The organism is Pseudomonas sp. GL_091, assembly GCF_057837725.1.
On sequence record NZ_CM174451.1, the window covers coordinates 800,202 to 826,579 of the forward strand.

Annotated in this window: 23 protein-coding genes; 14 read left to right on the forward strand and 9 right to left on the reverse strand. The window is 59.4% G+C overall.

The features are described 5' to 3' along the window. Positions 1-13: 13 nt before the first annotated feature. The 5 genes from AC3ITY_RS03595 to AC3ITY_RS03615 form a co-directional block, all read right to left on the reverse strand. Positions 14-2,824 carry an FAD-binding and (Fe-S)-binding domain-containing protein gene (locus AC3ITY_RS03595; protein WP_489307660.1) on the reverse strand — a complete coding sequence of 937 codons (2,811 nt, stop codon included), beginning with the start codon at positions 2,822-2,824 and terminating at the stop codon, positions 14-16. Next, positions 2,821-3,492, reverse strand: coding sequence for a LutC/YkgG family protein (locus tag AC3ITY_RS03600; protein ID WP_489307661.1), 672 nt, complete (start codon positions 3,490-3,492; stop codon positions 2,821-2,823). The genes AC3ITY_RS03595 and AC3ITY_RS03600 overlap by 4 nt, the downstream gene beginning before the upstream one ends. Then, positions 3,492-4,946, reverse strand: a complete 1,455-nt coding sequence (locus AC3ITY_RS03605) for a LutB/LldF family L-lactate oxidation iron-sulfur protein (RefSeq protein ID WP_489307663.1) — start codon at positions 4,944-4,946, stop codon at positions 3,492-3,494. Before AC3ITY_RS03605 ends, AC3ITY_RS03600 begins: the two co-directional genes overlap by 1 nt. Beyond that, positions 4,943-5,767 carry a (Fe-S)-binding protein gene (locus AC3ITY_RS03610; protein WP_489307665.1) on the reverse strand — a complete coding sequence of 275 codons (825 nt, stop codon included), beginning with the start codon at positions 5,765-5,767 and terminating at the stop codon, positions 4,943-4,945. Before AC3ITY_RS03610 ends, AC3ITY_RS03605 begins: the two co-directional genes overlap by 4 nt. A gap of 150 nt (positions 5,768-5,917) precedes the next feature. Then, complete coding sequence (locus AC3ITY_RS03615) at positions 5,918-7,612, reverse strand: lactate permease LctP family transporter (RefSeq protein WP_489307667.1); 1,695 nt, start codon at positions 7,610-7,612, stop codon at positions 5,918-5,920. A gap of 261 nt (positions 7,613-7,873) precedes the next feature. On the opposite strand from AC3ITY_RS03615, the gene AC3ITY_RS03620 reads away from it, so the two are divergent. Beyond that, on the forward strand, positions 7,874-8,641 hold the full coding sequence (locus AC3ITY_RS03620; RefSeq protein ID WP_458370665.1) for a GntR family transcriptional regulator: 768 nt from the start codon (positions 7,874-7,876) through the stop codon (positions 8,639-8,641). Between the two features lie 180 nt (positions 8,642-8,821). On the opposite strand, the gene smpB is transcribed toward AC3ITY_RS03620, so the two are convergent. Beyond that, on the reverse strand, positions 8,822-9,304 hold the full coding sequence (gene smpB / locus AC3ITY_RS03625; RefSeq protein WP_007993569.1) for an SsrA-binding protein SmpB: 483 nt from the start codon (positions 9,302-9,304) through the stop codon (positions 8,822-8,824). 118 nt (positions 9,305-9,422) lie between these two features. Between smpB and AC3ITY_RS03630 the strand changes: the two genes are divergently transcribed. From AC3ITY_RS03630 to AC3ITY_RS03640, 3 genes are read left to right on the forward strand one after another with little or no spacing between them, the layout of a single operon-like run. Next, positions 9,423-10,826, forward strand: a complete 1,404-nt coding sequence (locus tag AC3ITY_RS03630) for a sodium-dependent transporter (protein WP_223454185.1) — start codon at positions 9,423-9,425, stop codon at positions 10,824-10,826. Between the two features lie 7 nt (positions 10,827-10,833). After that, entirely contained in the window at positions 10,834-11,268 is a 435-nt protein-coding gene (locus tag AC3ITY_RS03635; RefSeq protein ID WP_007988702.1) for a type II toxin-antitoxin system RatA family toxin, read from the forward strand. Further along, the gene (locus tag AC3ITY_RS03640; RefSeq protein WP_223454183.1) at positions 11,261-11,575 is read left to right on the forward strand and encodes an RnfH family protein; all 315 of its coding nucleotides are present in this window, start codon (positions 11,261-11,263) and stop codon (positions 11,573-11,575) included. The genes AC3ITY_RS03635 and AC3ITY_RS03640 overlap by 8 nt, the downstream gene beginning before the upstream one ends. A gap of 61 nt (positions 11,576-11,636) precedes the next feature. Here the strand turns inward: AC3ITY_RS03640 and AC3ITY_RS03645 are convergent, their stop codons facing one another. Next, on the reverse strand, positions 11,637-12,164 hold the full coding sequence (locus AC3ITY_RS03645; RefSeq protein ID WP_150727496.1) for an outer membrane protein assembly factor BamE: 528 nt from the start codon (positions 12,162-12,164) through the stop codon (positions 11,637-11,639). A 97-nt stretch (positions 12,165-12,261) separates the two neighbouring features. Here AC3ITY_RS03645 and fur point away from each other — a divergent pair, with 97 nt between their 5' ends. Then, on the forward strand, positions 12,262-12,666 hold the full coding sequence (fur, locus tag AC3ITY_RS03650) for a ferric iron uptake transcriptional regulator (RefSeq protein WP_003197684.1): 405 nt from the start codon (positions 12,262-12,264) through the stop codon (positions 12,664-12,666). A 79-nt stretch (positions 12,667-12,745) separates the two neighbouring features. On the opposite strand, the gene recN is transcribed toward fur, so the two are convergent. Then, entirely contained in the window at positions 12,746-14,419 is a 1,674-nt protein-coding gene (gene recN / locus AC3ITY_RS03655; RefSeq protein ID WP_489307670.1) for a DNA repair protein RecN, read from the reverse strand. A gap of 240 nt (positions 14,420-14,659) precedes the next feature. On the opposite strand from recN, the gene grpE reads away from it, so the two are divergent. From grpE to AC3ITY_RS03695, 8 genes are all read left to right on the forward strand, one after another. After that, positions 14,660-15,226: a nucleotide exchange factor GrpE gene (grpE, locus tag AC3ITY_RS03660; RefSeq protein WP_056728221.1), complete on the forward strand. Its 567-nt coding sequence runs from the start codon at positions 14,660-14,662 to the stop codon at positions 15,224-15,226. A 102-nt stretch (positions 15,227-15,328) separates the two neighbouring features. Beyond that, the gene (gene dnaK / locus AC3ITY_RS03665; RefSeq protein WP_489307672.1) at positions 15,329-17,245 is read left to right on the forward strand and encodes a molecular chaperone DnaK; all 1,917 of its coding nucleotides are present in this window, start codon (positions 15,329-15,331) and stop codon (positions 17,243-17,245) included. Between the two features lie 335 nt (positions 17,246-17,580). Further along, the gene (gene dnaJ / locus AC3ITY_RS03670) at positions 17,581-18,705 is read left to right on the forward strand and encodes a molecular chaperone DnaJ (RefSeq protein ID WP_223454177.1); all 1,125 of its coding nucleotides are present in this window, start codon (positions 17,581-17,583) and stop codon (positions 18,703-18,705) included. A 10-nt stretch (positions 18,706-18,715) separates the two neighbouring features. Further along, positions 18,716-19,519, forward strand: coding sequence for a 4-hydroxy-tetrahydrodipicolinate reductase (dapB, locus tag AC3ITY_RS03675; protein ID WP_056728226.1), 804 nt, complete (start codon positions 18,716-18,718; stop codon positions 19,517-19,519). A gap of 259 nt (positions 19,520-19,778) precedes the next feature. Continuing rightward, positions 19,779-20,915 carry a glutamine-hydrolyzing carbamoyl-phosphate synthase small subunit gene (carA, locus tag AC3ITY_RS03680; RefSeq protein WP_223454175.1) on the forward strand — a complete coding sequence of 379 codons (1,137 nt, stop codon included), beginning with the start codon at positions 19,779-19,781 and terminating at the stop codon, positions 20,913-20,915. 118 nt (positions 20,916-21,033) lie between these two features. Next, positions 21,034-24,255, forward strand: coding sequence for a carbamoyl-phosphate synthase large subunit (gene carB / locus AC3ITY_RS03685; RefSeq protein WP_223458586.1), 3,222 nt, complete (start codon positions 21,034-21,036; stop codon positions 24,253-24,255). A 2-nt stretch (positions 24,256-24,257) separates the two neighbouring features. Next, entirely contained in the window at positions 24,258-24,734 is a 477-nt protein-coding gene (gene greA / locus AC3ITY_RS03690; RefSeq protein ID WP_103401052.1) for a transcription elongation factor GreA, read from the forward strand. A 28-nt stretch (positions 24,735-24,762) separates the two neighbouring features. Next, positions 24,763-25,167: an MFS transporter gene (locus tag AC3ITY_RS03695; protein WP_489310769.1), complete on the forward strand. Its 405-nt coding sequence runs from the start codon at positions 24,763-24,765 to the stop codon at positions 25,165-25,167. Between the two features lie 9 nt (positions 25,168-25,176). Here the strand turns inward: AC3ITY_RS03695 and AC3ITY_RS03700 are convergent, their stop codons facing one another. Beyond that, the gene (locus tag AC3ITY_RS03700; RefSeq protein ID WP_007942889.1) at positions 25,177-25,485 is read right to left on the reverse strand and encodes a YhbY family RNA-binding protein; all 309 of its coding nucleotides are present in this window, start codon (positions 25,483-25,485) and stop codon (positions 25,177-25,179) included. A gap of 105 nt (positions 25,486-25,590) precedes the next feature. On the opposite strand from AC3ITY_RS03700, the gene rlmE reads away from it, so the two are divergent. After that, on the forward strand, positions 25,591-26,223 hold the full coding sequence (gene rlmE / locus AC3ITY_RS03705; RefSeq protein ID WP_108218137.1) for a 23S rRNA (uridine(2552)-2'-O)-methyltransferase RlmE: 633 nt from the start codon (positions 25,591-25,593) through the stop codon (positions 26,221-26,223). Positions 26,224-26,378: the final 155 nt, after the last annotated feature.

Sequence of the window (26,378 nt, forward strand, 5' to 3'; positions counted from 1 at the left end):
GTAGATCCTGCTATCAGGGCACCCTAGCCTGGGTAACGCGGTCCACGAGATAGACTAGTCCGTGGTAGTCAATGCCGCCATGTTGCGTCAGACCGATCTCACAGGTACGGCTGGTGGAAATCCCCTCGCTGCACTGCTGCACCGCGTCCTTGAGCGTGCGCAGCGAATGGGCGTTCAACTCCGGCGTGGTGAAACCCTTGTCGCCAGCGAAGCCGCAGCAGTGAATACCTTCGGGAATCACCACGTTTTTGCTGCACTTGCGCGCCAGATCGATCAGCGCCTGGCTTTCCCCGAGGTGCTGCGTACTGCACGTCACGTGCACGGCAATCGGTGCGTCCTGTGGCGTAAACGCCAGGCGATCCATCAAGTGCGTACGGATGAAACGCACAGGGTCGTACAGGTCCAGACGGACTTCACCGAGGTCTTGAACCAGGCGCAAGGTGCAGGGGCTGGTGTCGCAGTAGATCGGGTCGAGACCGCCGCGGCTGGCGTGCAGCAGGGCGCCGATCAGTTCCTGTCGTTTGTGCTCGGCTTGTTCGACATAGCCTTTGGAGGCGAACGGCTGACCGCAGCAAAGGCTGTCCAGGTTGTCCGGGAACACCACCTGGTAGCCGGCCTTTTCCAGCAGGCCGCGCGTCTTGTCGTGCAGCGACATTTGCTCCGTGTCGCCCGCCGCCGGACCCATGGCGCGGGATACACAGGCCGCAAGATAGACCACGCGCGGGCGCGCGTCCGTCACTGTCGGACTGAAGCGAATGGCTTTTTCCGGTTGCGGCATAGCATTGGTCCATTGCGGGACCTGACCCTTGGACAGGCGCGTCAACGTCGCCGACAACTTCGCCAATCTTGGTGCCCCCAGCAACATCCGCGCGCCATTGGCCACGTGCAGGGTGAAGCGCGCACCTTGCAGTGCGGTGGCGAAATGTCCTTCAAGCCAGTTGGCGGTTTTCGTATGCGTCGCCTTCTGGCTACGCAGCTTTTTCACTAGCTCGCCGGTATTGATGCCTACAGGGCAGCGTTGTGCGCAGAGGCCGGTCGCGGCGCAGGTATCGATGCCTTGATAGTCGTAGGCGGCTTCGAGTTCGGACGTATCGATGCCCGCGCGTTTCTTCGCCTGAATGTCGCGCCAGATCACGATGCGTTGGCGCGGGCTCAGTGTCAGGCCTTTTGACGGACAGACTGGTTCGCAGAAGCCGCACTCGATGCACTTGTCCACAATCTCATCGGCGGCCGGCAATGGCTTGAGGTGTTTGAGGTGGATCTGTGGATCTTCGCTGAGCACCACGTCCGGGTTGAGGATCCCGTTGGGGTCGAGCAAACGCTTGAGTTGCCACATCAACTGGTAGGCATCGCTGCCCCATTCCAGCTCAACGAAGGGTGCCATGTTGCGCCCGGTGCCGTGTTCGGCTTTCAGCGAACCGCCGAACTCCACTGCCACCAGTTGCGCCACGTCGTCCATGAACGCCTGATAACGTGCCACCTCTTCCGGGTTGTTGAAGCCTTGGGTGAAGACGAAGTGCAGATTGCCTTCCAGGGCGTGTCCGAAAAGGATCGCTTCGTCGTAGTGATGTTTGTCGAACAGTTCGATCAGGCGGTTGACGCCGATGGCCAGCTGTTCGACCGGGAAGGTGACGTCTTCGATGATCACCGTGGTGCCGGTCTTGCGCACTGCGCCTACGGCCGGGAAGGTGTCCTTGCGGATGGCCCAGAGACGGGCGTTTTCCTGCGGGTCTTCGGTGAAGTCGACTTGTTTCTCCACCGGAAACGGGCTTAGTGAAGCCATGATTTGCGCCAGTTGCTCGTGCAGTAATGTCGACGATGCGGCGCGAGATTCGATGAGCAGGGCGCAGGCATTGTTCGACAGATGCTGTACGAAAGCCGGCATGCCGGGTTTGTCCTGTACTGAACGCAGACTGCGGCGGTCCAGCAGCTCCACGGCTGACACCGGTTGGCTTTTCAGCACGGTGACCGCGGTGCAGCAGGTCTCGACATCCGGGAACACAATCAGGGCCGAGGCCTTGTTCGGGTGGTCGATTACCGTGTCGTAGGTCACGGCACTGATGAACCCGAGCGTGCCCTCGGAGCCCACCAGCAAATGGCTCAAGATATCCACAGGCTCGTCGAAATCCACCAGGGCATTGAGCGACAGGCCGGTGGTGTTTTTCAGTCGGTATTTGTGGCGGATTCTCGCAGCCAGTTCGGCGTTTGCCCGGGTCTCGCGGCCCAGGGTCGCCAAGCGCTCCAGCAGGGCTGCGTGGCTTTGGCGAAACGCCGTGACGCTGGCGGTGTCCTCGGTATCGAGACGACTGCCGTCGGCCAGCACCAGACGAATGCCGGCCAGGGTGTGATAGGTGTTTTGCGCCGTGCCGCAGCACATGCCGCTGGCATTGTTGGCGACGATGCCGCCGATCTTGCAGGCGTTGATCGAGGCTGGGTCCGGGCCGATCTTGCGTCCGAACGGTGCCAGCCAGGCGTTGGCCTGAGCGCCGATCACGCCCGGTTGCAAGCGGATTTGCGTGCCATGGCCGCGGATCTCGCGACCGTTCCAGTTATCCCCCAGTACGATCAGCACCGAGTCGCTGATGGCTTGGCCGGACAAACTGGTGCCGGCGGCGCGGAAGGTCACCGGCACCTGATCACGTTGCGCCAGTTGCAGCAGTGCCACCACTTCGTCTTCGGACTCGACGCGGATCACCAGTTGCGGAATCAAGCGATAGAAGCTGGCGTCGGTGCCGAAGGCCAGGGTCGACAACGGGTCGTCGAAACGTCGCTCTTGAGGAATCAGTTGCTGTGCATCACGCAGGAAAGCGGCCGGTAGACTCATTGGTCCTCCAGGATCAGTACCACCAGGTCTTTCGGACCGTGGGCGCCGTACGCCAGCACTTGCTCGATGTCGGCGGTCTTCGACGGGCCGGATACCAGCAACGCGTTGGTCGGCATGCCCTGGGCCCATTCGAACTCCTGTTGCACCTGATAGAAGTTGTCGCGGATTTCGCTGGCCTTGAGAAGGGCGAAATGCACCGGTGGCGCCAGGCTCATCAGGCGCGGTTCTTCCCGGGTCGGCCAGAGAATCAGGCTGCCCGTGGCAGCGATGGCGCCGAGGGTGGTGGTCAGGCTCGCCGGGGTGTCGTTGAACAGCTCGGCTTTCCATTCTTCAATCGGACGGTCGTAGGCCTTGAGCATTGGCAGGCCGGGATTATTCGCCCAGTGCTGCGTGATCCGTTGACCGTGGGGCGTTGTCGGTGCGATCAGCAGACTCGGCAACTGGCGGTCCCGCAGCAATTGCGCGAGTAGCGTCGGCCACTCTTGGCCGGACGTCAGATGAATTTCCGTGTGCACCGCTTCCATCAACTTGCGCAGTTGCGCAATGCGCTGCTCAGGGGCGTAGGTGTAAGGCTGGGTCACCAGATCGACATCAAAGTTGTCGGCCACTGGCGTGGTGCCTGTCAGGCTTTTACGCAGTTTGGCGAGGATATTTTGCTTGGCGCTCATCAGCGGTCTCCCTGTTTGGCCAAATGTTCGCGGGCCATGTCGTGCAGCGAGCGGGCAGCGGGTTTCGGTGCGCTGTGGTTTTGCGTCCACGGGCCGACATTGCTCGGCGTGAGGGTGCGCAGTCGCGTGGCGAAGAAACCGAACAGGCGATACAGCGTCGGCGAGCTGTTGAGCTTCGCCCAGGCATTCCAGATGAACCGCTCCTTGCGCGAGTACTTGCTGCCTTGGCCGCGCATCACTTGATGGGGGCTGTCCGGGGCTTTGACGTTTTCTTCCCGCAGGCGCCGCAACAGAGCAGGGATCGGAATTTTCACCGGGCAGACTTCCCCGCAGGCACCGCACAGCGACGAGGCGCTCGGGTGATCCGGCACTTTCGCCAGGCCAACCATGTGCGGGGTGATGATTTTTCCGATAGGCCCGGGGTAAACCTCCCCATAGGCGTGACCACCGATTCGGGTATAGACCGGGCAATGATTCATGCAGGCGCCACAGCGAATGCAGTTCAGGGTCTGGCGTAGTTCGCTGTCGGCAAAGGCCTGGCTGCGGCCGTTATCGAGCAGTACAAGGTGCACTTCCTGCGGGCCGTCGAGTTCATGTTCCTTGCGCGGGCCGGAAATCATGTTGACGTAGGTGGTGATTGGAATTCCGAGGGCCGAGCGGGTCAGCAATGACAGCAACGGCACCACGTCGCGCAGGTTCTCGACGACTTTCTCGATGCCGGTGACGGCGATATGCACCGGCGGCACCGTGGTGGTCATGCGGCCGTTGCCTTCGTTTTCCACCAGCAGCAGGGTACCGGTTTCGGCCACGGCGAAGTTGACGCCGGAGACGCCGATGTCCGCTTCGAAGAATTTCTGCCGCAGGACTCTGCGGCCGATCTGAATGAGTTGGTCTACGTCCTTGGTGTATTCCACGCCAAGTTTGTCGTGGAACAAGGACGCGACCTGACCGGCGTTCTTGTGGATCGCCGGCATGATTATGTGTGAAGGCTTCTCGTGGTCGAGCTGGACGATGTACTCGCCCATGTCCGATTCCAGGCATTCAATGCCCTGTTCAGCGAGGACATGGTTCATCTCCATCTCTTCGCTGACCATCGATTTACCCTTGATCACTTGCCGCCCCTCGTGAGCGCGGATGATCGAAAGGACGATGCCGTTGGCCTCGTCCACCGTTTCCGCCCAGTGCACTGTCACACCGTTACGGGTCAGGTTCTGTTCAAGTTGTTCGAGCAGCTCGGGCAACTTGGATAAAGCACGGGCGCGGACAGCATTACCCAGCGCTCGCAAATGTTCTCTTTCATGGGCATCGCTGAAAGCCGCTGCCCGTTTGCTCATCAGTGAATCCATCGCAGTGCGGAAGTTGTTTCGCAGCTGCTTGTCACCCAAGGCGTTGTGCGCCCGGGTGCGGAAGTCTTCTTCTACGGCAACCGTAGGAATAATCGTGGAAGTGCTCATCGGGCACCTCCGGTACGCTGCCAGAGGAAACTGGCCAGATGCTGACCGCGCAACGCTTCCTGCTGTTTTTCCAGCGAGCCGTTGATGTTCATCAAACAACCGCAGTCGGCACTCAACACCTTGTGCGCGCCAGATTCCTTCAGCGCCCGGGTCTTGTCAGCCACCATCGCGCCGGAAATGTCTGGCATACGGACGCTGAATGTCCCGCCAAAGCCACAGCATTCACTTTCGTGATCGTGATTGACCCGTTCCACGTTGCTCAACTGCGCCAATAATTCGCGGCCGTGCAGGTGGGTGTTCATCTCGCGGCGTGCCGAGCACGAGGTGTGCAGCGCCACTTTCACTGGTTCGCCGCTGTCCTTGAGTTGCACCTTGCAGACAAACAACAGGAACTCGGCCAGTTCGTAGGTTCTGGCAGCCAGGGCCTGAACCTGTTTCAACGTGTCCGGCTCGTCCTTGAACAAGTCGGCGTAATGTTCGCGGAGCATGCCCGCGCAAGAACCTGACGGCACCACCACCGGATAGTCGCCGGCAAACAGCGCCAGTTGCGAGCGCGCCACGGTCCGTGCCTGTTCGGTGTAACCCGAGGTGTAGGCCGGTTGTCCGCAGCAGCTTTGCCCTTGCGGGTATTCGACACGAATGCTTTCGCGCTCCAGCAGGTGGATCGCATCCATCCCGGCTTCCGGGTAGAACAAATCGACCACGCAGGTCCCGAACAGGTAGACCCGTGACGGTTTCTCGCTGGGGTACTGCCGGGGCTCGGGCAGTGGCGGGGCGACACGGGTCGCATTCGGCACGGCGTTGTAAAAAAGCTCGCTCATCAGGCGGTCTCCGGGTGGTCCCGGTTATTCGTCTGTTGAGGCTGCTGAATATAGAGCCGGAAGCTTTCAGCAGCCTTACAGACCGGGGTGTGAATAGCGGACGCCGGGGGCGTGGCCCTGCGTCGGTTTTTATCGTGTTGCTTGTAGCCCTTAGTGCACCAGCATGCCGGTGAACCAGTAGGCCTGGGCCAACGTGATCAAGCCGACAATCGTTGCAAAGAATAGGCTGTGCTTGAGGGTGAAGCGGAACAGATCCGATTCTTTGCCCACCAAGCCGGTCGCGGCGCAGGCCACGGCGATCGATTGTGGCGAGATCATCTTGCCGGTCACGCCGCCACTGGTGTTCGCCGCCACCAGCAAGGTGTCGTTGACACCGATCTGATGCGCGGTGGTCGCTTGCAGCGAGCTGAACAGCGCGTTGGACGAGGTATCGGAACCGGTGAGGAATACGCCCAGCCAGCCAAGGAACGGCGAGAAGAACGGGAAAGCTGCACCCGTCGCCGCCAGTACCAGGGCCATGGTCGAGGACATGCCCGAGTAGTTGGTCACGAAGGCAAACGCCAGCACCATGCCGATGGACAGGATTGGCCAACGCAGTTCGTAGAAGGTCTCTTTAAAAGTGGTCAGACCAGTTTTGAGATTGACCTTCAAGACCAGCATCGAGATCAGCGCCGAGAAGAAAATCGCTGTGCCAGTGGCGGAAATCGGGTCCAGTTTGAACACTGCCGGAATGGCGGTTGGCGCGGCCACGATCGGTGCGACCTTGACTACCATCTGGTCCAGGTGCGGGATGGCGAAGTTGAACACGAAGCTGTACATCGAACCGCCGGCGGCGAACATCGCCTTGAACGGCTTCAGGGTCCAGATGGTGACCAGTACGGTCAGGATCAGGAACGGCGACCAGGCCTTGAAAATTTCCCCAAGGCTGTAAGGCGAAGCCACGGTGGTGCGCTTCTGGCCGAAACCACCGGCGCTGGCGCTCACCACGGAGGCCGAGACAGCGCCGACGATGTGTTGGCCGGCGGCGCGTTTTGGTTGCCAGACTTTCAGGAACAAGGTCAAGGAAATCAGGCTGGCCAGGGCCGAGGTGATGTCCGGCAGTTCCGGGCCGATGAAGTTCGAGGTGAAGTACTGGGTGACGGCAAAGCTCAAACCGGCCACCAGGGCTGCCGGCCAGGTTTCCCGCACGCCGCGCAGGCCGTCCATCATGAACACCAGCCAGAACGGCACGAACAGCGACAGCAGCGGCAATTGGCGGCCGGTCATGGCGCCGATCTTGAACGCGTCGATGCCGGTGACTTGCCCGGCAACGATGATCGGAATGCCCAGGGCGCCGAAGGCCACCGGCGCGGTGTTGGCGATCAGGCACAAGCCAGCGGCGTACAGCGGGTTGAAGCCAAGTCCTACCAGCAGCGCAGCGGTAATCGCCACCGGTGCGCCAAAACCGGCCGCACCTTCGAGGAAGGCGCCGAAGCAGAAACCGATCAGCAGGACCTGCAGGCGCTGGTCATCGGTGATCGACAGAACCGAACTGCGGATGACTTCAAACTGGCCACTCTTGACCGTCAGTTTGTAGAGGAACACCGCTGCCACGATGATCCAGGCAATCGGCCACAGGCCATAAGCGAAACCATACCCGGCGGCGGCGAACGCCATATCGACCGGCATCTGGAAAGCGAAGATCGCCACCAGAATCGATAAAGCCAGGGTAATGCTGCCAGCCACGTGCCCCTTGAGGCGGAACACGGCCAAAGCCAGGAAGAAAAACACGATGGGGATGACGGCGGCGAGTGCGGACAGGCCGAGGCTGCCGAGCGGGGTATAGAGCTGTTGCCAGGTTTGCATATGGGGTGGCCCCTAATTGTTGTTGGTCAGGCACTGATCAGCGTTCTTGGATAATTGGTAAGACCAATTTACAATCGCTGTTGGCTAGGGTAAAAGCCTTGTAGGCGGTGTGTCAATTTGCCGCCCTAAAACTTTTGTCGAATGCAAAGTGCGCAGGTCGTCTGCCTGGTATGACCAAATGCGTTGTGGCAGGTGCTGGCACGGCGCCGATAGGCCAGAATAGAGCCCCGGCGAGCCGTCGGATCGTGGAGTAATCGAGTTATGGGGTTTGATCAGATTCGTCAGCGCCGTTTGTCTGACGATATTGTCGAGCAGCTTGAGGGCATGATCCTCGAGGGCACGCTGAAAGCGGGTGAGCGCTTGCCGGCCGAGCGCGCGCTGGCCGAGCAATTTGGTGTGTCACGCCCTTCGTTGCGCGAAGCCATTCAGAAGCTGACCGCCAAGGGCCTGCTGGTCAGTCGCCAGGGCGGCGGCAACTATGTGGTGGAATCACTGGGTAGTACCTTCAGTGATCCCTTGTTGCAGCTGCTGGAAAGCAATCCCGAGGCGCAACGCGATCTGCTGGAGTTTCGCCATACGCTGGAAGCGTCTTGCGCCTACTACGCGGCGCTGCGTGCCACGGAGGTGGATCGCGAGCGGCTGACCGCGGCATTCAACGAATTGCAGGACTGCTATTCGCGTCACGAAGAGGTGAGTCGTGCCGAAGAGGGGGCGGCGGACGCAAGGTTTCACCTGGCGATCGCCGAGGCGAGCCACAATGCCGTGTTGCTGCACACTATTCGCGGGCTGTTCGACCTGCTCAAGCGCAACGTGGTAACCAACATCGGTGGCATGTACAAGCAGCGCACTGAAACCCGCGACATGTTGATTACGCAGCACCGGGAGTTGTATCAGGCGATTATCGAAGGGCGGGCGGAGCAGGCGCGGGAAGTTTCCAGTCGGCACATTCTGTATGTGCAGGAAGTGCTGGAAGAAGTGCGTCAGGAAGTGCAGCGCATGGCCCGGGCGGAGCGGCGCAAGGGGATGTGAGGCGGTAGTTTGATTGCGGTGAGGGAGCTTGCTGTGGCGAGGGAGCTTGTCGGATCGCCGCACCGCCCCGTTCGGCTGCGCAGCAGCCGTCAGCAGGCTTGATGCCGCCAAACCAGGGGGCGCTTCGCACCCCAGCGGGAGCAAGCTCCCTCGCCACAAGGTCGCGTCAGGAAAGGAGAATTACTCTTCCTTGCCCTTGTTGCGCACCGCACGCTGCAACTCGCGACCGGCGTCGCGTTCGCGCTCGGTATCGCGCTTGTCGTATTCCTTCTTGCCCTTGCCCAGAGCAATCTCGCACTTGACCATGTGCTTGCTCCAGTACCAGGACAGGCACACGCAGGCGTAACCCTTTTGCTGCACGGCAGCGGCCAGCTTTTCCAGCTCGCGCCGGTTGAGCAGCAATTTACGGGTGCGCACTGGATCCGCGATGACGTGGGTACTGGCGGTCGTCAGGGGCGTAATGTGGCTGCCGAGCAGCCAGGCTTCGCCATCCTTGAGCAGTACGTAGCTGTCAACCAGCTGCAGCTTGCTTGCCCGCAGACTTTTTACTTCCCAGCCGGCCAGGACCAGACCAGCCTCGAACCGATGTTCGATGAAGTAATCGTGTCGCGCCTTTTTATTTTGCGCGATGGTCCCTGTTGGGTGTTTCTTCTGTTTAGCCATAGGGGCGACATTATAGGGAGTTACAACAGAGTCGGCTATGGGGTTGCTACGTGCTTGAGCAGGTTGATTGAATCCCGGACAATGCGGCCTCTTTTTTGAACGCTTGGGCGTGATAACGATGTCGACAGACAAGGTTTCTGTCCACGGCAGTTGGGCTAGCCGCTGGGTCTTCATACTCGCCGCGACCGGTTCGGCCGTGGGGCTGGGTAGTATCTGGAAATTCCCGTACATGGTCGGCGTCTATGGCGGCGGTGCCTTCGTGCTGATGTTCCTGGCCTGTATCGCATTGATCGGCGTGCCGGTCATGCTGGCGGAAACCCTGATCGGCCGGCGTGCCCGGCAGAGCCCGGCCAATGCCTTGAAGGTACTGGCGGTCGAGGCGGGGCACTCGGCCAAATGGTCCTGGGGCGCATTTGCCGGGATGATCACGGCATTGCTGATCCTGTCTTTCTACAGTGTGGTTGGCGGCTGGTCGCTGGATTACATCATCGACATGGGGCATGGCGACTTCCAGGGTGTGACGCCGGATCAGGTGGGGGCTTACTTCGGCAATGTGATCGCCGATCCTTGGCGCCTGACACTTTGGCACACGATTTTCATGCTGTTGTCAGCGGTGGTGATCGCCAGGGGCGTGGTTGCAGGGCTTGAACGCAGTTTGCGCATCATGATGCCGCTGCTGTTCGTGATGATCCTGGTGCTGCTGGGCTACAGCATGACCACCGGGCATTTCATGGAAGGCGTGCATTTCATGTTCGACTTCCACCCGGAAAAGGTCCTGGACGGCTTGTTGCCCGCGATGGGGCATGCGTTCTTTTCCCTGAGCGTGGGCGTCGGCTCGATCATGATCTACGGCGCCTACATGCCAAAGAACTCGTCGATTTCAGGGACGGTTGTCGGCGTGGCGCTGCTCGATACCTTTGTATCCCTGGTGGCCGGTCTGGCATTGTTTCCGATTGTTTTCGCGGCGGGCCTGAATCCGAGCGAAGGGCCGGGGCTGATGTTCGTCAGCCTGCCGTTTGCCTTCGGTAATGTGGCGTTCGGGCAATTGATGGGTGTGGTGTTCTTCGTGCTGGTGGCGGTCGCTGCCTGGAGTTCGGCGATTTCCCTGCTTGAACCGATGGTGGCCTACCTGGTCGAGCGCACCAAAGTGAGTCGTGCATGGGTCACCTTCTGGTTGGCTTTCAGCTGCTGGTTTGTCGGCCTGGGTACGGTGTTCTCCTTCAATATCTGGAAGGAGGCCAAGTTTTTCGTGAACGAAGGCGGGATGTTCCACCTCTACCAATGGGGAGCAACCGGTGGTCTCGACTTCTTTGGCGTGATCGATTTCTTCACCTCGCGACTCATGTTGCCGCTTGGCGGTTTGTGTTTCGTGGTGTTTGCGGGCTGGATCATGGGGCGTGAAGCGGTGCGCGACGAGTTGTCGATCCGTAACCCTGCGCTGTTTGGCCTGTCCCTGTTCTTGATGCGCTATGTGGCGCCCATCGGCATTCTCGTAGTGTTTGCCGCCCAGCTGTGGAAGTGACGCTGACATGACGACACACATTTCACGTTCGGCCTTGCTGCCGTACCCGGCGCAAGCGCTGTATGACCTGGTCAACGACGTGGCGCGCTATCCGGAGTTTCTGCCGTGGTGCTCGGCGGCCGAAGTCCTGGAGAGCTCCCCTGAGCATATGCGGGCGAGCGTTGGCGTGGCGAAGGGTGGCCTCAGTCAGCATTTCGTGACGCGCAATACCCTGGTTCCCGGTCAGTCGATCGAAATGAACCTCGAGGAAGGCCCGTTCAATCAGTTGCATGGCGTGTGGGTGTTCAAGCCGCTGGGCGAGAAGGCCTGCAAGATCAGTCTCGATCTGTCGTTCGATTATGCCGGGCCGCTGGTTCGCGCCACCCTGGGGCCACTGTTCAACCAGGCGGCCAATACCCTGGTGGATGCGTTCTGCCAGCGCGCCAAGCAGATACATGGTTGAAGTCATGATTGAAGTCGAGGTGGTCTACGCGGCCGTAGACCGTCAGGTGCTACTGACGCTGGCGGTGCCGGTCGGGACGAGCGTGCGGGCAGCCTTGCTCCGGTCTGCCGTGGCTGAGGAGTTTCCGGAGCTGGATCTGGCCAATTGCCCTGTGGGGATCTTCGGCAAGGTTGTAGCCGATCCAGAGCGTCGGTCAGTCCAGGCGGGGGATCGTATCGAGATTTACCGACCACTGCTGGCCGATCCGAAAGAGGTGCGCCGACTGCGCGCGGCAAAAGCTGCCGAGGCCAAAGCGCGGAATCAGTGAGTGGCTTGAGCACCAGGCAATAAAAAACCCGGACATGCCGGGTTTTTTAATGCGTCGCAAATTATTGCGGCGAGGTTTCCAGCGGTTGCGGCGTCGGGACCGGAACGGCTTCTACGCCGTCGACGTCCTTCTGGATCTGATCCAGCAACGAACCTGGCTTGACCGGTTTTTCCGGTTTTGGCTTCTCGACGTTTTCTGCCGGGGCAGCCACTGTCGTGCCGCTGTCCTTGCCGAGAATGGCTTCGTCGCGGCTCACGCCTGGCATGAAATCACCGGAGAGGCTGACAAGCTGATCATTTGGGTTGAAGATAACGCTAATGCGTTCTTGTTGGCGTTCACCGCCACCCGGTTGCAGGCTATACAGATAATCCCAGCGATCGGCATGGAACGTGTCGGTGAGCAGAGGGTTGCCCATGATAAACCGTACTTGCTTACGGGTCATTCCCGGGCGTAACTGGTCTATCATGTCCTGCGTGACGACATTGCCCTGCTGGATGTCGATTTTGTAAACCCCGGGGAATGAACAACCGGCGAGTGCGAGCAGTCCCACAAAGGTGAAACTGGTTAGCAAGAGCTTGGTGTTTTGCATCGGTGGGCGACTTCCACTATCTTGGCTGGGACAACGTAAACGCCGATCATACCCGCATTAAGAGAAGCTGCGAAGCAGCATCGCGAGAAAGCTGACCATGGTTGAAAATAGCGAACTACGCAAAGCCGGCCTCAAAGTGACCCTGCCACGGGTCAAAATTCTGCAAATGCTCGATTCCGCCGAGCAGCGCCACATGAGTGCCGAGGATGTCTACAAGGCCCTTATGGAGGCTGGTGAGGACGTCGGTCTGGCCACGGTTTACCGTGTTCTGACCCAGTTCGAGGCAGCTGGCCTTGTGGTGCGGCACAACTTCGACGGAGGCCATGCGGTCTTCGAACTGGACGACGGAAAGCATCACGACCATATGGTCAACGTCGAAACCAGCGAAGTGATCGAATTCTTCGACGAAGAAATCGAGCGGCTTCAGAAAGCAATCGTCGACAAGTATGGCTTCGAGATGGTTGATCACAATCTGGTGCTGTACGTGCGCAAGAAAAAGTAAGCATGTCGCGCGAACATCAGTTCGCGAAACGAACGAAGGCGACCCCAGGGTCGCCTTCGTGCTTTCTGTCTTTATTTATTCAAGCTTTTGCGGCCACCACCATTTTTTTGGCATGCGCCAAGGACTCTTTGGTGAGATCGATGCCTCCCAGCATCCGTGCGACTTCTTCGACGCGGTCGTTTTTGCTCAATTTGGAAACGGCCGTACGGGTGGCATCTTCGCCGCGTACTTTATGCACGAATAGATGCTGATGACCTTGCGCCGCCACTTGCGGCAAGTGGGTCACGGTCAGTACCTGTCCGCGTTCTCCGAGTCGACGCAACAGTTGGCCGACGATTTCTGCAGTCGGACCACCGATACCAACGTCCACTTCGTCAAACACCAGGGTGGGAACGCGAGATGTCTGCGCAGTGATCACCTGGATCGCCAGGCTGATCCGCGACAGCTCGCCACCGGATGCGACTTTTGCCAAGGCTTTCAATGGTTGGCCAGGGTTGGCGCTGACCAGTAGTTCAACCTGTTCAAGTCCATTAGGCAGCAGTTCGTCACTGCTGTTTGGGCGCAACTCGATGGTGAAGCGCCCGCCAGGCATGCCCAGGCGCTGGATCTCCAGTTCCACGGCGCTGGACAGGCTGCTTGAGGCTTGATGACGCAGATCGCTCAGCTCACGAGCCTTTTCTTGATAATGGCGAGCGTATGAAGACAGCTCATCGCTCAGTCGTTCGATGGATTCGTCATTGGCGTTGAGGGTTTCGATTTCATCCAGCAGTTTCTGTTGCATCTCGGCGACTTCGGTCGGCTGGATGCGGTGTTTGCGCGCCAGGGTGTAGATCGCGTCGAGGCGTTCTTCGAGGTATTGAAGGCGCGACGGATCGGCGTCGAAATTATCGAGGAAGCGGTTCAGTTCACCAACGGCCTCTTCAACCTGGATCTGTGCACTGGTCAACAAGCTGCTGGCTTCGCCCAGCGCACCGATCGAACTGTTCACGCTCGACAGGCGGTTGAGGCTGGCGGTGAGGGCATTCAGTACATTCCCGGAATCACTTTCACTGCATTGCTCGACGACTTGGCGGCAGATGCCGAGCAAGGTCTCGGCGTTGGTCAGATTCTTGTGTTCCTGCTCAAGCTGCTCCAGCTCGTTGTCGCCAAGGCCAAGGTTTTCCAGTTCTTCGAGTTGATAGCTGAGCAACTGATGGCGAGCGCGTTGCTCGTCGCCGGAGTTGGAGAGTCGCTCCAGCTCCTGGCGGGTCTGGCGCCAGCGCTGGGCGGCGAGTTGAACCTGGCGGGCCAGGTCGGTCGCGCCGGCATATTCATCGAGCAGGCGACGGTGGGTATCGGTCTTGAGCAGGGATTGGTGCTCGTGCTGGCTGTGAATGTCGATCAGCAGCTCGCCCAGCGCCTTGAGGTCGCCAAGCGGGCAGGGCGTGCCGTTGATGTAGCCGCGCGAGCGCCCTTCGGATGTGATCACTCGGCGCAGGATGCACGGGCCGTCGTTTTCGAGGTCGCGTTCGGCCAGCCAGGCGCTGGCTTCCGGAATGTCGACCAGATCGAAGGTGGCCAGGATGTCGGCTTTGTCAGCGCCGGGGCGGACCACGCCGCTGTCGGCGCGATCGCCCAGGGTAAGGCCCAGCGCGTCGAGCATGATCGACTTGCCCGCGCCGGTTTCCCCGGTAATCACGCTCATCCCGCGATCGAGTTCGAGATCGAGATGTTCAACGATGGCGTAGTTGTGTACGGACAGGTGCACCAGCATATGGGCCGCTCCCAGGTGTTAGGTCTGGTTATTTATACAGTGTTTTGTTTCTGGCTGACAATGCCCCTCGTTAGCTCGATTCGCTCGGTCCGACGAAAGCCTTATCGCGACCGGGAATGACAAAGCAGTTGTTTTTTGTAGGGTTAATCGTCGGCGCCCCTTGAAGCCGGATTTTGCGGCCCCATATAGCTGGGCAGAAGCGCGAGTTGAGCTCGCGGACGAAATTGAAAGGAGAAATCTATGGCTGACGAACAGACAGTGGATACGCAAAACCCAGACGCCAACCAGGCGCCCGAGGCTTCGGGTGATGACCTGGCGGCTCGTGTACAAGTGCTCGAAGAGCAACTGGCAGGCGCTCAGGATCAGGCTTTGCGTGTAGCCGCCGATCTGCAGAACGTCCGCCGTCGCGCCGAGCAGGATGTGGAGAAGGCTCACAAGTTCGCGCTGGAAAAATTCGCCAGCGACCTGCTGCCGATTGTCGACAGCCTGGAGCGCGGCCTGGAACTGTCCAGCCCGGACGACGAAAGCATCCGTCCGATGCGCGAAGGCATCGAGCTGACCCTGAAAATGTTCCACGACACTCTCAAGCGTTATCAGCTTGAAGCGATCGATCCGCATGGCGAACCGTTCAACGCCGTTCACCATCAGGCAATGGCCATGCAGGAAAGCGCCGATGTCGAGCCGAACAGTGTTCTGAAGGTGTTCCAAAAGGGCTATCAGCTCAATGGCCGCCTGCTGCGCCCGGCGATGGTCGTGGTCAGCAAGGCACCTGCGCCGGTTTCGCCTTCGATTGACGAGCAGGCTTGAAATCCGCCGCAAGGCCCCCATTTATAAGTCAAGCGTTTAAGTGCTACCGCAGTTAGCCACCACTGCTGCGGCAACCAAATCCAAAGTTTCGGGAGAGTGAACATGGGCAAAATTATCGGTATCGACCTGGGGACTACCAACTCCTGCGTCTCCGTGCTGGAAAACGGCAAGGCAAAAGTTATTGAAAACGCTGAAGGCGCGCGTACCACGCCGTCGATCATCGCTTACGCCAACGATGGCGAAATCCTGGTTGGCCAGTCGGCCAAGCGTCAGGCTGTGACCAATCCGCATAACACCCTGTATGCGGTGAAGCGTCTGATCGGTCGTCGTTTCGACGAAGAAGTCGTGCAGAAAGACATCCAGATGGTCCCTTACAAGATCGTCAAGGCTGACAACAGCGACGCCTGGGTTGAAGTGAACGGCCAGAAAATGGCACCGCCACAAATCTCGGCTGAAATCCTGAAAAAAATGAAGAAGACCGCCGAAGACTACCTCGGCGAGACCGTGACTGAAGCGGTGATCACCGTTCCGGCCTACTTCAACGACAGCCAGCGTCAAGCCACCAAGGACGCCGGCCGCATTGCTGGCCTGGACGTAAAACGTATCATCAACGAACCAACCGCAGCCGCTCTGGCTTACGGCATGGACAAGGCCAAGGGCGATCACACCGTGATCGTTTACGACCTGGGTGGTGGTACTTTCGACGTTTCCGTGATCGAGATCGCTGAAGTCGATGGCGAGCACCAGTTCGAAGTACTGGCCACCAACGGTGACACGTTCCTGGGCGGTGAAGACTTTGACATTCGTCTGATCGACTACCTCGTCGACGAATTCAAGAAAGAAAGCGGCATGAACCTCAAGGGCGACCCGCTGGCCATGCAGCGCCTGAAAGAAGCCGCTGAAAAAGCCAAGATCGAACTGTCCTCGAGCCAGTCGACCGATGTGAACCTGCCGTACATCACTGCAGACGCCACCGGTCCTAAGCACCTGAACGTGAAGATCTCCCGCGCCAAGCTCGAAGCGCTGGTGGAAGACCTGGTTCAGCGCACCATCGAACCTTGCCGCATCGCAATGAAAGATGCCGGTATCGAGGTTGGCGCGATCAACGACGTGATCCTGGTGGGCGGTCAGACCCGTATGCCACTGGTTCAGAAGCTGGTGACCGAGTTCTTCGGTAAAGAAGCTCGTAAAGACGTCAACCCGGACGAAGCGGTTGCCATGGGTGCTGCTATCCAGGGCGCGGTATTGGCCGGTGACGTGAAAGACGTTCTGCTGCTCGACGTCAGCCCGCTGACCCTGGGTATCGAAACCATGGGTGGCGTAATGACTGCGCTGATCGAGAAAAACACCACGATTCCTACCAAGAAATCGCAAGTGTTCTCGACTGCCGACGACAACCAGGGCGCCGTGACCATTCACGTGCTGCAAGGCGAGCGTAAGCAAGCCGCACAGAACAAGTCCCTGGGCAAGTTCGACCTGGCCGACATTCCACCAGCTCCACGTGGTGTGCCACAGATCGAAGTGACCTTCGACATCGACGCCAACGGCATCCTGCACGTAGGTGCGAAGGACAAGGCTACCGGCAAGACTCAGTCAATCGTGATCAAGGCCAACTCCGGTCTGTCCGACGAAGAAATCGAGCGCATGGTGCGTGATGCCGAGGCGAACGCCGAGGAAGACCGCAAGTTCGAAGAGTTGGCCGCTGCCCGTAACCAGGGCGATGCACTGGTTCACTCGACGCGCAAAATGGTTGTCGATGCCGGCGATAAAGTGACCGCTGAAGAGAAGACTGCAATCGAAGCGGCCGTAGTTGCCCTGGAAGCCGCCGTCAAAGGCGACGATAAGGCTGCTATCGACGCCAAGGTTGAAGAGCTGTCGAAAGTCTCCGCTCCAGTGGCGCAGAAGATGTACGCCGAACAGGCTCAGCCTGCTGAAGGCGCGGCACCGCACGACGACAAGGCGGAAAAGGCTGACGACGTTGTCGACGCCGAGTTCGAAGAAGTCAAAGACCACAAGTAAGTTGTTGGTCGGCCGGTTGACTGCCTTCAGGCGGTGACTGGTAGGATGTCGCCGCGCGGGAGCTTGCTCCCGCGTTGGCGTATCTGGAATACGCGAATTTTTACAGCATGCGACAGCGGCGGATTGAGTTGCCTAACGAACAAGCCATTCAGTCCGCCCCAGCATGTTGGTGGTATGGCCGGAAATGCTCCTGCTTTTCGCGCCGCAAGTACCGCAAGAATCAAAGACCAGGATCGTTGAATTGACGTGAGTTGGGTCCGGGCCTGTATTGGGGCTCAACGAGTTCGGCAAACTCAGGAGGGTTTTGTCGGACGTCCTCAAGAGTGCAAAGACTTATGGCAAAGCGTGACTATTACGAAGTGTTGGGTGTTGAGCGTGGCTCAAGCGAAGCGGACCTGAAGAAGGCTTACCGTCGCCTGGCGATGAAGCACCACCCGGACCGTAATCCCGATGACAAAGCGTCGGAAGATATGTTCAAGGAGGCCAACGAGGCCTACGAAGTGCTGTCCGATTCCAGCAAGCGCGCGGCATACGACCAGTATGGCCATGCCGGTGTCGACCCAAGCATGGGTGGCGGCGGTGCCGGTTTCGGCGGTCAGAACTTCTCCGACATCTTTGGCGATGTCTTCAGTGACTTCTTCGGTGGCGGTCGCGGCGGTTCCCGTGGCGGTGCTCAGCGCGGCAGTGACTTGCGCTACACCCTGGAACTGGACCTCGAAGAGGCGGTGCGCGGTACGACCGTGAATATTCGCGTTCCGACGCTGGTCAACTGCAAGCCTTGCGACGGCTCCGGCGCCAAGAAAGGTTCTGCGCCGGTGACCTGCCCGACGTGCGGCGGTATCGGCCAGGTGCGCATGCAGCAAGGTTTCTTCTCGGTGCAGCAGACATGCCCGCGCTGCCATGGCCAGGGCAAGATCATTTCCGATCCGTGCGATTCCTGCCACGGCGAAGGTCGTGTCGAAGAGTACAAGACCTTGTCGGTGAAAGTGCCGGCCGGTGTCGATACCGGTGACCGCATTCGTCTGTCCGGCGAAGGCGAGGCGGGCGCTCACGGTGGCCCGACGGGCGACCTGTACGTGGTGATCAATGTGCGCGAGCACTCGATTTTCCAGCGCGATGGCAAGCACCTGTTCTGCGAGGTGCCGATCAGCTTCGTCGATGCAGCGCTGGGTGGCGAGCTGGAGATTCCGACCCTTGATGGCCGGGTCAAGCTGAAGATCCCTGAGGGAACTCAGACCGGCAAACAGTTCCGTGTTCGCGGCAAGGGCGTTGCGCCTGTGCGCGGCGGCGGAGCCGGTGACCTGATGTGCCGCGTGGCGGTCGAGACTCCGGTCAACCTGAGCCGTCGGCAGCGTGAAATGCTCGAGGAGTTCCGTAGTTCGTTGGCGGATGACAACAGCCATTCGCCGAAAACCACTGGTTGGTTCGAAGGCGTGAAGCGCTTCTTCGGCGATTTGTAAGGAGACAGGCATGCGACGTATTGCAGTGATGGGCGCCGCCGGGCGCATGGGCAAGACCCTGATTGAAGCGGTGCAGCAAACCCCGGGCGCCGGTCTGACGGCGGCGGTGGATCGTCCCGACAGCACGCTGGTCGGCGCGGATGCCGGTGAACTGGCTGCGCTGGGTCGTATCGGCGTGCCTCTGTCCGGCGATCTGGATCGGGTGGTCGACGAGTTCGACGTGCTGATCGACTTCACGCACCCGACGGTGACCCTGAAGAACCTGGCTTTCTGCCGTAAACACGGCAAGGCGATGATCATCGGTACCACCGGTTTCAGCGTTGAAGAAAAGCAGTTGCTGGCGGAAGCGGGCAAGGATATTCCGATTGTCTTCGCGGCCAACTTCAGTGTCGGGGTCAACCTGTGCTTGAAGTTGCTCGACACGGCCGCTCGCGTATTGGGCGACGATGTCGATATCGAAATCACCGAAGCTCACCATCGGCATAAAGTCGATGCGCCGTCCGGCACTGCCGTGCGCATGGGTGAGGTGATTGCCGATGCGTTGGGTCGCGACCTGAAGAAAGTGGCGGTCTACGGTCGTGAGGGTCAGACCGGCGCTCGCGAGCGCGAGACCATTGGTTTCGCCACTGTACGCGCTGGCGACATCGTCGGTGATCACACTGTGCTGTTCGCCGCCGACGGCGAGCGTGTCGAGATCACTCACAAGGCGTCCAGTCGCATGACCTTCGCCAAGGGCGCGGTACGTGCTGCATTGTGGCTGGACGGGCGCGAGCCTGGCCTTTACGACATGCAAGACGTGCTCGATCTGCGTTAAGATGCACTCGAATCCGGGCTCGCGCACAGCGTTTGAGCCCGGTTTTGTTCCGCCAAGCGACGTCCTGTCGCATTCTCCAGCCTTTAAGGCTCATTGGCGGTAGACCAAAAAGGCCTTTTTCTGTAAGCTACAGCTTTAGTGTGTCCACTAAAAGCGCGCAGAATAATTCAGTGAAGAAGCGGGGTGACGTGTCCATACGTCACTCCGCTTTTTTACAACCTGCGATCGCCCTTTCAGGCTTTATTTACGGGAGGTCTTCTTGACTAAGCCAGCCATACTCGCCCTTGCTGATGGCAGCATTTTTCGCGGCGAAGCCATTGGAGCCGACGGTCAGACCGTTGGTGAGGTGGTGTTCAACACCGCAATGACCGGCTATCAGGAAATCCTTACCGATCCTTCCTACGCCCAACAGATCGTTACCCTGACTTACCCGCACATCGGCAACACCGGCACCACGCCGGAAGACGCCGAGTCCAACCGCGTCTGGTCTGCCGGCCTGGTCATCCGTGACCTGCCACTGGTGGCGAGCAACTGGCGTAACACGATGTCCCTGTCCGACTACCTGAAGGCCAACAATGTTGTGGCCATCGCCGGTATCGACACCCGCCGCCTGACGCGCATCCTGCGTGAAAAAGGTGCGCAGAACGGCTGCATCATGGCCGGTGACAACATTTCCGAAGAAGCCGCCATTGCCGCCGCCCAGGGTTTCCCTGGTCTGAAAGGCATGGACCTGGCGAAAGTTGTCAGCACCAAGGACACCTACGAATGGCGTTCGACTGTCTGGGATCTGAAAACCGACAGCCACGCGACCATCGAAGCCTCCGAGCTGCCGTACCACGTGGTTGCCTACGACTACGGCGTCAAGGTGAACATCCTGCGCATGCTGGTCGAGCGCGGTTGCCGCGTGACTGTCGTCCCTGCACAGACTCCAGCGTCCGACGTTCTGGCGCTGAAGCCGGACGGCGTGTTCCTGTCCAACGGCCCTGGTGATCCGGAGCCTTGCGACTACGCGATCCAGGCGATCAAGGACGTGCTGGAAACCGAGATCCCGGTCTTCGGTATCTGCCTCGGTCACCAGCTGCTGGCCCTGGCCTCCGGCGCCAAGACCCTGAAAATGGGTCACGGCCACCACGGTGCCAACCACCCCGTCCAGGACCTGGACAGCGGCGTGGTGATGATCACCAGCCAGAACCACGGTTTTGCCGTAGACGAAGCGACCCTGCCGGCCAACGTTCGCGCGATCCACAAATCGCTGTTCGACGGCACCCTGCAAGGTATCGAGCGTACCGATAAGAGCGCCTTCAGCTTCCAGGGTCACCCGGAAGCCAGCCCTGGCCCGAACGACGTAGCGCCATTGTTTGATCGCTTCATCACCGAGATGGCCAAGCGACGCTGATCGCTCGCCCTGATGTAGCAAAGCTTGAGGGTGGTCCCGACACCGGCGGCCCCCTCAAGGCTTCAGAGATTGAACAAGACGGCTTGCCGACTGACCTGCGGATTTGAGTGACAAACCCATGCCAAAACGTACAGACATTAAAAGCATCCTGATTCTTGGTGCTGGCCCGATCGTGATCGGCCAGGCCTGCGAATTCGACTACTCCGGCGCCCAGGCCTGCAAAGCCCTGCGCGAAGAGGGCTACCGCGTCATCCTGGTGAACTCCAACCCGGCCACCATCATGACCGACCCGGCCATGGCCGACGCCACCTACATCGAACCGATCAAGTGGCAGACTGTTGCCAAGATCATCGAGAAAGAGCGTCCGGACGCTCTGCTGCCGACCATGGGTGGCCAGACCGCTCTGAACTGCGCCCTGGACCTGGAGCGCGAAGGCGTTCTGGAGAAGTTCGGCGTAGAGATGATCGGTGCTAACGCCGACACCATCGACAAGGCTGAAGACCGTTCGCGTTTCGACAAGGCGATGAAGTCCATCGGCCTGGCGTGCCCGCGTTCCGGTATCGCCCACAGCATGGAGGAGGCCAATGCGGTCCTCGAGAAGCTCGGCTTCCCGTGCATCATCCGTCCGTCATTCACCATGGGCGGCACCGGTGGCGGTATCGCTTACAACCGTGAAGAGTTCGAAGAAATCTGCGCCCGTGGTCTGGACTTGTCGCCGACCAAAGAGCTGCTGATCGACGAATCGCTGATCGGCTGGAAAGAATACGAAATGGAGGTTGTCCGCGATAAGAAGGACAACTGCATCATCGTCTGCTCCATCGAAAACTTTGACCCGATGGGTGTGCACACCGGTGACTCGATCACCGTGGCTCCGGCACAGACCCTGACCGACAAGGAATACCAGATCCTGCGTAACGCCTCCCTGGCGGTACTGCGCGAGATCGGCGTGGAAACCGGCGGTTCCAACGTTCAGTTCGGTATCTGCCCGAACACCGGCCGCATGGTCGTGATCGAGATGAACCCACGTGTATCGCGCTCCTCGGCACTGGCTTCGAAAGCCACCGGCTTCCCGATCGCCAAGGTCGCGGCCAAGCTGGCTGTGGGTTACACCCTCGACGAGCTGTCGAACGACATCACCGGCGGCAAGACCCCGGCGTCCTTCGAGCCGTCCATCGACTACGTCGTCACCAAGCTGCCACGCTTCGCTTTCGAGAAGTTCCCCAAGGCTGACGCGCGCCTGACCACTCAGATGAAGTCGGTGGGTGAAGTCATGGCCATCGGCCGTACCTTCCAGGAATCCCTGCAGAAAGCCCTGCGCGGTCTGGAAGTGGGCGTTTGCGGTCTGGACGAGAAGGTTGATCTGGCCAACCCGGAAAGCATGAGCGTACTCAAGCGCGAGCTGACCGTGCCGGGTGCCGAGCGTATCTGGTACGTGGCGGACGCAATGCGCGCCGGCATGAGCGTCGAAGACATCTTCGGCATGACCATGATCGACCCTTGGTTCCTGGTGCAGATGGAAGACCTGATCAAGGAAGAAGAGAAGGTCAAGACCCTGGGTCTGACCAGCATCGACCGCGATCTGATGTTCCGCCTCAAGCGCAAAGGCTTCTCCGATATGCGCCTGGCCAAGCTGCTGGGCGTGACCGAGAAGAGCCTGCGCGCTCATCGTCACAAGCTGGAAATTTTCCCGGTCTACAAGCGCGTCGACACCTGCGCTGCCGAGTTCGCCACCGATACTGCTTACCTGTACTCGACGTACGAGGAAGAGTGCGAAGCGGCGCCATCGGGTCGTGACAAGATCATGATCCTGGGTGGCGGTCCTAACCGCATCGGCCAAGGCATCGAGTTCGACTACTGCTGCGTTCACGCGGCACTGGCCCTGCGCGATGACGGTTACGAGACCATCATGGTCAACTGCAACCCGGAAACCGTTTCCACCGACTACGACACTTCCGATCGCCTGTACTTCGAACCAGTGACCCTGGAAGACGTGCTGGAAATCGTCCGCGTCGAGAAGCCAAAAGGCGTGATCGTCCAGTACGGCGGCCAGACCCCGCTGAAACTGGCGCGTGCCCTGGAAGCCGCCGGCGTGCCGATCATCGGCACCAGCCCTGACGCCATCGACCGTGCCGAAGACCGTGAGCGTTTCCAGCAGATGGTCCAGCGCCTGAACCTGCGTCAGCCGCCAAACGCCACCGTGCGCAGCGAAGACGAAGCGATTCGTGCCGCCAGCAAGATCGGTTACCCGCTGGTGGTGCGTCCGTCCTATGTACTGGGCGGCCGTGCGATGGAAATCGTCTACGAAGAAGAAGAACTCAAGCGCTACCTGCGCGAAGCGGTTCAAGTGTCCAACGACAGCCCGGTGCTGCTGGACCACTTCCTCAACTGCGCCATCGAAATGGACGTGGATGCGGTCTGCGACGGCAAGGACGTGGTAATCGGCGCGATCATGCAGCACATCGAGCAGGCTGGTGTTCACTCCGGTGACTCCGCGTGCTCGCTGCCGCCGTACTCGCTGCCTGCGCACATCCAGGACGAGATGCGCGAACAGGTCAAGAAAATGGCCCTGGAGCTGGGCGTGGTCGGCCTGATGAACGTTCAGTTGGCGCTGCAAGGCGACGACATCTACGTCATCGAAGTCAACCCGCGCGCTTCCCGTACTGTGCCGTTCGTGTCCAAGTGCATCGGTGTTTCCCTGGCAATGATCGCGGCTCGCGTCATGGCCGGTAAGACCTTGAAGGAAATCGGCTTCACCAAGGAAATCATCCCGAACTTCTACAGCGTGAAAGAGGCGGTGTTCCCGTTCGCCAAATTCCCTGGCGTTGACCCGATCCTCGGCCCAGAGATGAAGTCGACCGGTGAAGTGATGGGCGTGGGCGACACCTTCGGTGAAGCGTTCGCCAAGGCCCAGATGGGTGCCAGCGAAGTGCTGCCGACCGGCGGTACCGCGTTCATCAGCGTACGTGATGACGACAAACCACTGGTTGCGGGCGTGGCCCGTGATCTGATCAACTTGGGCTTCGAAGTGGTTGCCACTGCCGGTACTGCCAAGCTGATCGAAGCGGCAGGCCTGAAAGTGCGCCGTGTGAACAAGGTGACCGAAGGTCGTCCGCACGTGGTCGACATGATCAAGAATGACGAAGTCACGCTGATCATCAACACCACCGAAGGTCGTCAGTCGATCGCTGATTCGTACTCCATTCGTCGTAATGCCCTGCAGCACAAGATTTACTGCACCACCACCATTGCTGCTGGCGAAGCCATCTGTGAAGCGCTGAAGTTCGGTCCCGAAAAGACCGTGCGCCGCTTGCAGGATCTACACGCAGGATTGAAGGCATGAGCATAACGAAGTACCCAATGACTGTTCAGGGCGCTCGCGCCCTGGAAGAAGAGCACACTCACCTGACCAAGGTCGTTCGTCCGAAGCTCAGCCAGGACATCGGTACGGCCCGCGAGTTGGGTGACTTGAAGGAAAACGCCGAATACCACGCTGCCCGTGAGCAGCAGGGTATGGTCGAGGCGCGCATTCGTGACATTGAGGGCCGGATTCAGAATCAGGTCATCATCGACGTCACGAGCATTCCTCACACCGGCAAAGTGATTTTCGGCACCACCGTTGAAATCGCCAACGTCGAGACGGATGAGCGCGTCACTTACCACATCGTGGGTGAGGATGAGGCTGACTTCAAACTCGGCAAGATCTCGGTCGGCTCGCCACTGGCTCGCGCCTTGATTGCCAAGGAAGAGGGTGATGTGGTTGCAGTCAAAACGCCTGGCGGCGTTATCGAGTACGAGATTGTCGAAGTTCGCCACGTCTGAAGGTCGGCGTCCGTTTCGTGCGGGCGCCATGCTTTGGCAGCTGACCCAGATGTTGTGGGTCGGCGGCTTGTGGCTGTTGCAAATCGGTCTGTTGCCGGTGCTGGGACGAATTGGCCTGGCGCCGCTGCTGATCGATGAAATCGCAGGCACGCTCAATACGTTGGTAGTGGGATTCGCCACGGCGTGTGTGATTTTTCAGGCTTTGGTGCTGGTTAAGGCCGAGGGCCTTGTCAGTCTATGGCGGGATATTCGCGGGCAACTGCTGTTGATGGCGCTGTATGCGTGCGCGATGTACTTCGCGGTGCGTTTCGGCTGGCCGGATGCCGATCGTTGGCAGGCGTTCAGCTATCTTGTTCTGGGCTTTTCCGGGCTGGTGCTGGTGTTGCAGCCAATGCCGGGGTGGAGTGGCAGGGTGCGCGAAGCACACCCTTGACCCTTGCCATCACTTGAAGCGATGGACGTTCGACAGCTGCTTGTTGACGCTGAAGTTCTTGCGGTAGATCAGTGCCATCTTGCCGATGACCTGGACCAGATCCGCTTTGCCGACCTTGCAGAGCTCTGCAATGGACGCCAGGCGCGATTCGCGATCGAGGATGTTGAGCTTGATCTTGATCAGCTCGTGATCCGCCAATGCGCGTTCGAGTTCGGCTAACACACCTTCAGTCAAACCATTGTCTGCCACAATCAAAACCGGTTTCAGATGGTGGCCAATGGATTTGTACTGTTTCTTCTGCTCTTGAGTGAGCGGCATAATCTGACCCCTGCGTCTGATCTTGTAAAAAGCGGCGGCCAGTTTACCCGAGCGAGTCCGGGACCGCCCAGTTAATCACGACCCGTTTTATTTCCGAGGTATCCCGTGGCCCGTTCCAAGACAAGCCTTAAGTGGCTGCAAGAGCATTTCAACGACCCATTCGTCAAAATGGCACAAAAAGACGGGTACCGTTCCCGCGCCAGCTACAAACTGCTGGAGATCCAGGAAAAGGACCGTTTGATCCGCCCGGGCATGAGCGTGATCGACCTTGGTGCGGCCCCCGGTGGGTGGTCCCAGGTGACCAGTCGTCTGATTGGCGGGCAGGGCACGCTGATCGCTTCTGACATTCTGGAAATGGACAGCATCCCGGACGTGACCTTCATTCAAGGCGACTTTACCGAGGACGCCGTGCTGGCTCAGATCCTCGATGCCGTCGGAAATAAAGAAGTAGACCTTGTGATTTCCGACATGGCCCCCAATATGAGTGGATTACCGGCCGTGGACATGCCGCGAGCGATGTTCCTGTGCGAGTTGGCACTGGATCTTTCGACGCGGGTGCTCAAGCCCGGTGGTGATTTTTTGATCAAGATCTTCCAGGGCGAAGGCTTCGACGAATTTCACAAAAGCGTTCGCCAGCAGTTCGAGAAGGTGCAGATGCGCAAGCCGAACTCGTCGCGCGACCGTTCTCGCGAGCAGTACCTGCTGGGCCGGGGTTTCCGCGGACGCAGTGAGGGTTGAGTGAATTTTCGATCGGGGCGATAGGATTTTTGTATTACGCCTTGTCAGAATTAGCGAATATTGTGTAGGAAGTGTTTCACAAAGGGTTACAGACGGCGCCTGCCAAGTTGTAGGTAATGTAGTAAGTTAGGCCGGTGAATATCATGCGAAGCGCG

Bases quoted from the DNA above. Each gene is read 5' to 3' on its own strand.
- AC3ITY_RS03645 (WP_150727496.1), bottom strand. From the start codon at position 12,164: ATGCAAAACACCAAGCTCTTGCTAACCAGTTTCACCTTTGTGGGACTG.
- grpE (WP_056728221.1), top strand. From the start codon at position 14,660: ATGGCTGACGAACAGACAGTGGATACGCAAAACCCAGACGCCAACCAG.
- AC3ITY_RS03700 (WP_007942889.1), bottom strand. From the start codon at position 25,485: ATGCCGCTCACTCAAGAGCAGAAGAAACAGTACAAATCCATTGGCCAC.
- AC3ITY_RS03695 (WP_489310769.1), top strand. From the start codon at position 24,763: ATGCTTTGGCAGCTGACCCAGATGTTGTGGGTCGGCGGCTTGTGGCTG.
- dnaK (WP_489307672.1), top strand. From the start codon at position 15,329: ATGGGCAAAATTATCGGTATCGACCTGGGGACTACCAACTCCTGCGTC.
- dapB (WP_056728226.1), top strand. From the start codon at position 18,716: ATGCGACGTATTGCAGTGATGGGCGCCGCCGGGCGCATGGGCAAGACC.
- dnaJ (WP_223454177.1), top strand. From the start codon at position 17,581: ATGGCAAAGCGTGACTATTACGAAGTGTTGGGTGTTGAGCGTGGCTCA.
- carB (WP_223458586.1), top strand. From the start codon at position 21,034: ATGCCAAAACGTACAGACATTAAAAGCATCCTGATTCTTGGTGCTGGC.
- fur (WP_003197684.1), top strand. From the start codon at position 12,262: ATGGTTGAAAATAGCGAACTACGCAAAGCCGGCCTCAAAGTGACCCTG.
- AC3ITY_RS03640 (WP_223454183.1), top strand. From the start codon at position 11,261: ATGGTTGAAGTCATGATTGAAGTCGAGGTGGTCTACGCGGCCGTAGAC.
- AC3ITY_RS03605 (WP_489307663.1), bottom strand. From the start codon at position 4,946: ATGAGCACTTCCACGATTATTCCTACGGTTGCCGTAGAAGAAGACTTC.
- AC3ITY_RS03600 (WP_489307661.1), bottom strand. From the start codon at position 3,492: ATGAGCGCCAAGCAAAATATCCTCGCCAAACTGCGTAAAAGCCTGACA.
- AC3ITY_RS03610 (WP_489307665.1), bottom strand. From the start codon at position 5,767: ATGAGCGAGCTTTTTTACAACGCCGTGCCGAATGCGACCCGTGTCGCC.
- AC3ITY_RS03620 (WP_458370665.1), top strand. From the start codon at position 7,874: ATGGGGTTTGATCAGATTCGTCAGCGCCGTTTGTCTGACGATATTGTC.
- AC3ITY_RS03615 (WP_489307667.1), bottom strand. From the start codon at position 7,612: ATGCAAACCTGGCAACAGCTCTATACCCCGCTCGGCAGCCTCGGCCTG.
- AC3ITY_RS03635 (WP_007988702.1), top strand. From the start codon at position 10,834: ATGACGACACACATTTCACGTTCGGCCTTGCTGCCGTACCCGGCGCAA.
- AC3ITY_RS03595 (WP_489307660.1), bottom strand. From the start codon at position 2,824: ATGAGTCTACCGGCCGCTTTCCTGCGTGATGCACAGCAACTGATTCCT.
- recN (WP_489307670.1), bottom strand. From the start codon at position 14,419: ATGCTGGTGCACCTGTCCGTACACAACTACGCCATCGTTGAACATCTC.
- AC3ITY_RS03630 (WP_223454185.1), top strand. From the start codon at position 9,423: ATGTCGACAGACAAGGTTTCTGTCCACGGCAGTTGGGCTAGCCGCTGG.
- smpB (WP_007993569.1), bottom strand. From the start codon at position 9,304: ATGGCTAAACAGAAGAAACACCCAACAGGGACCATCGCGCAAAATAAA.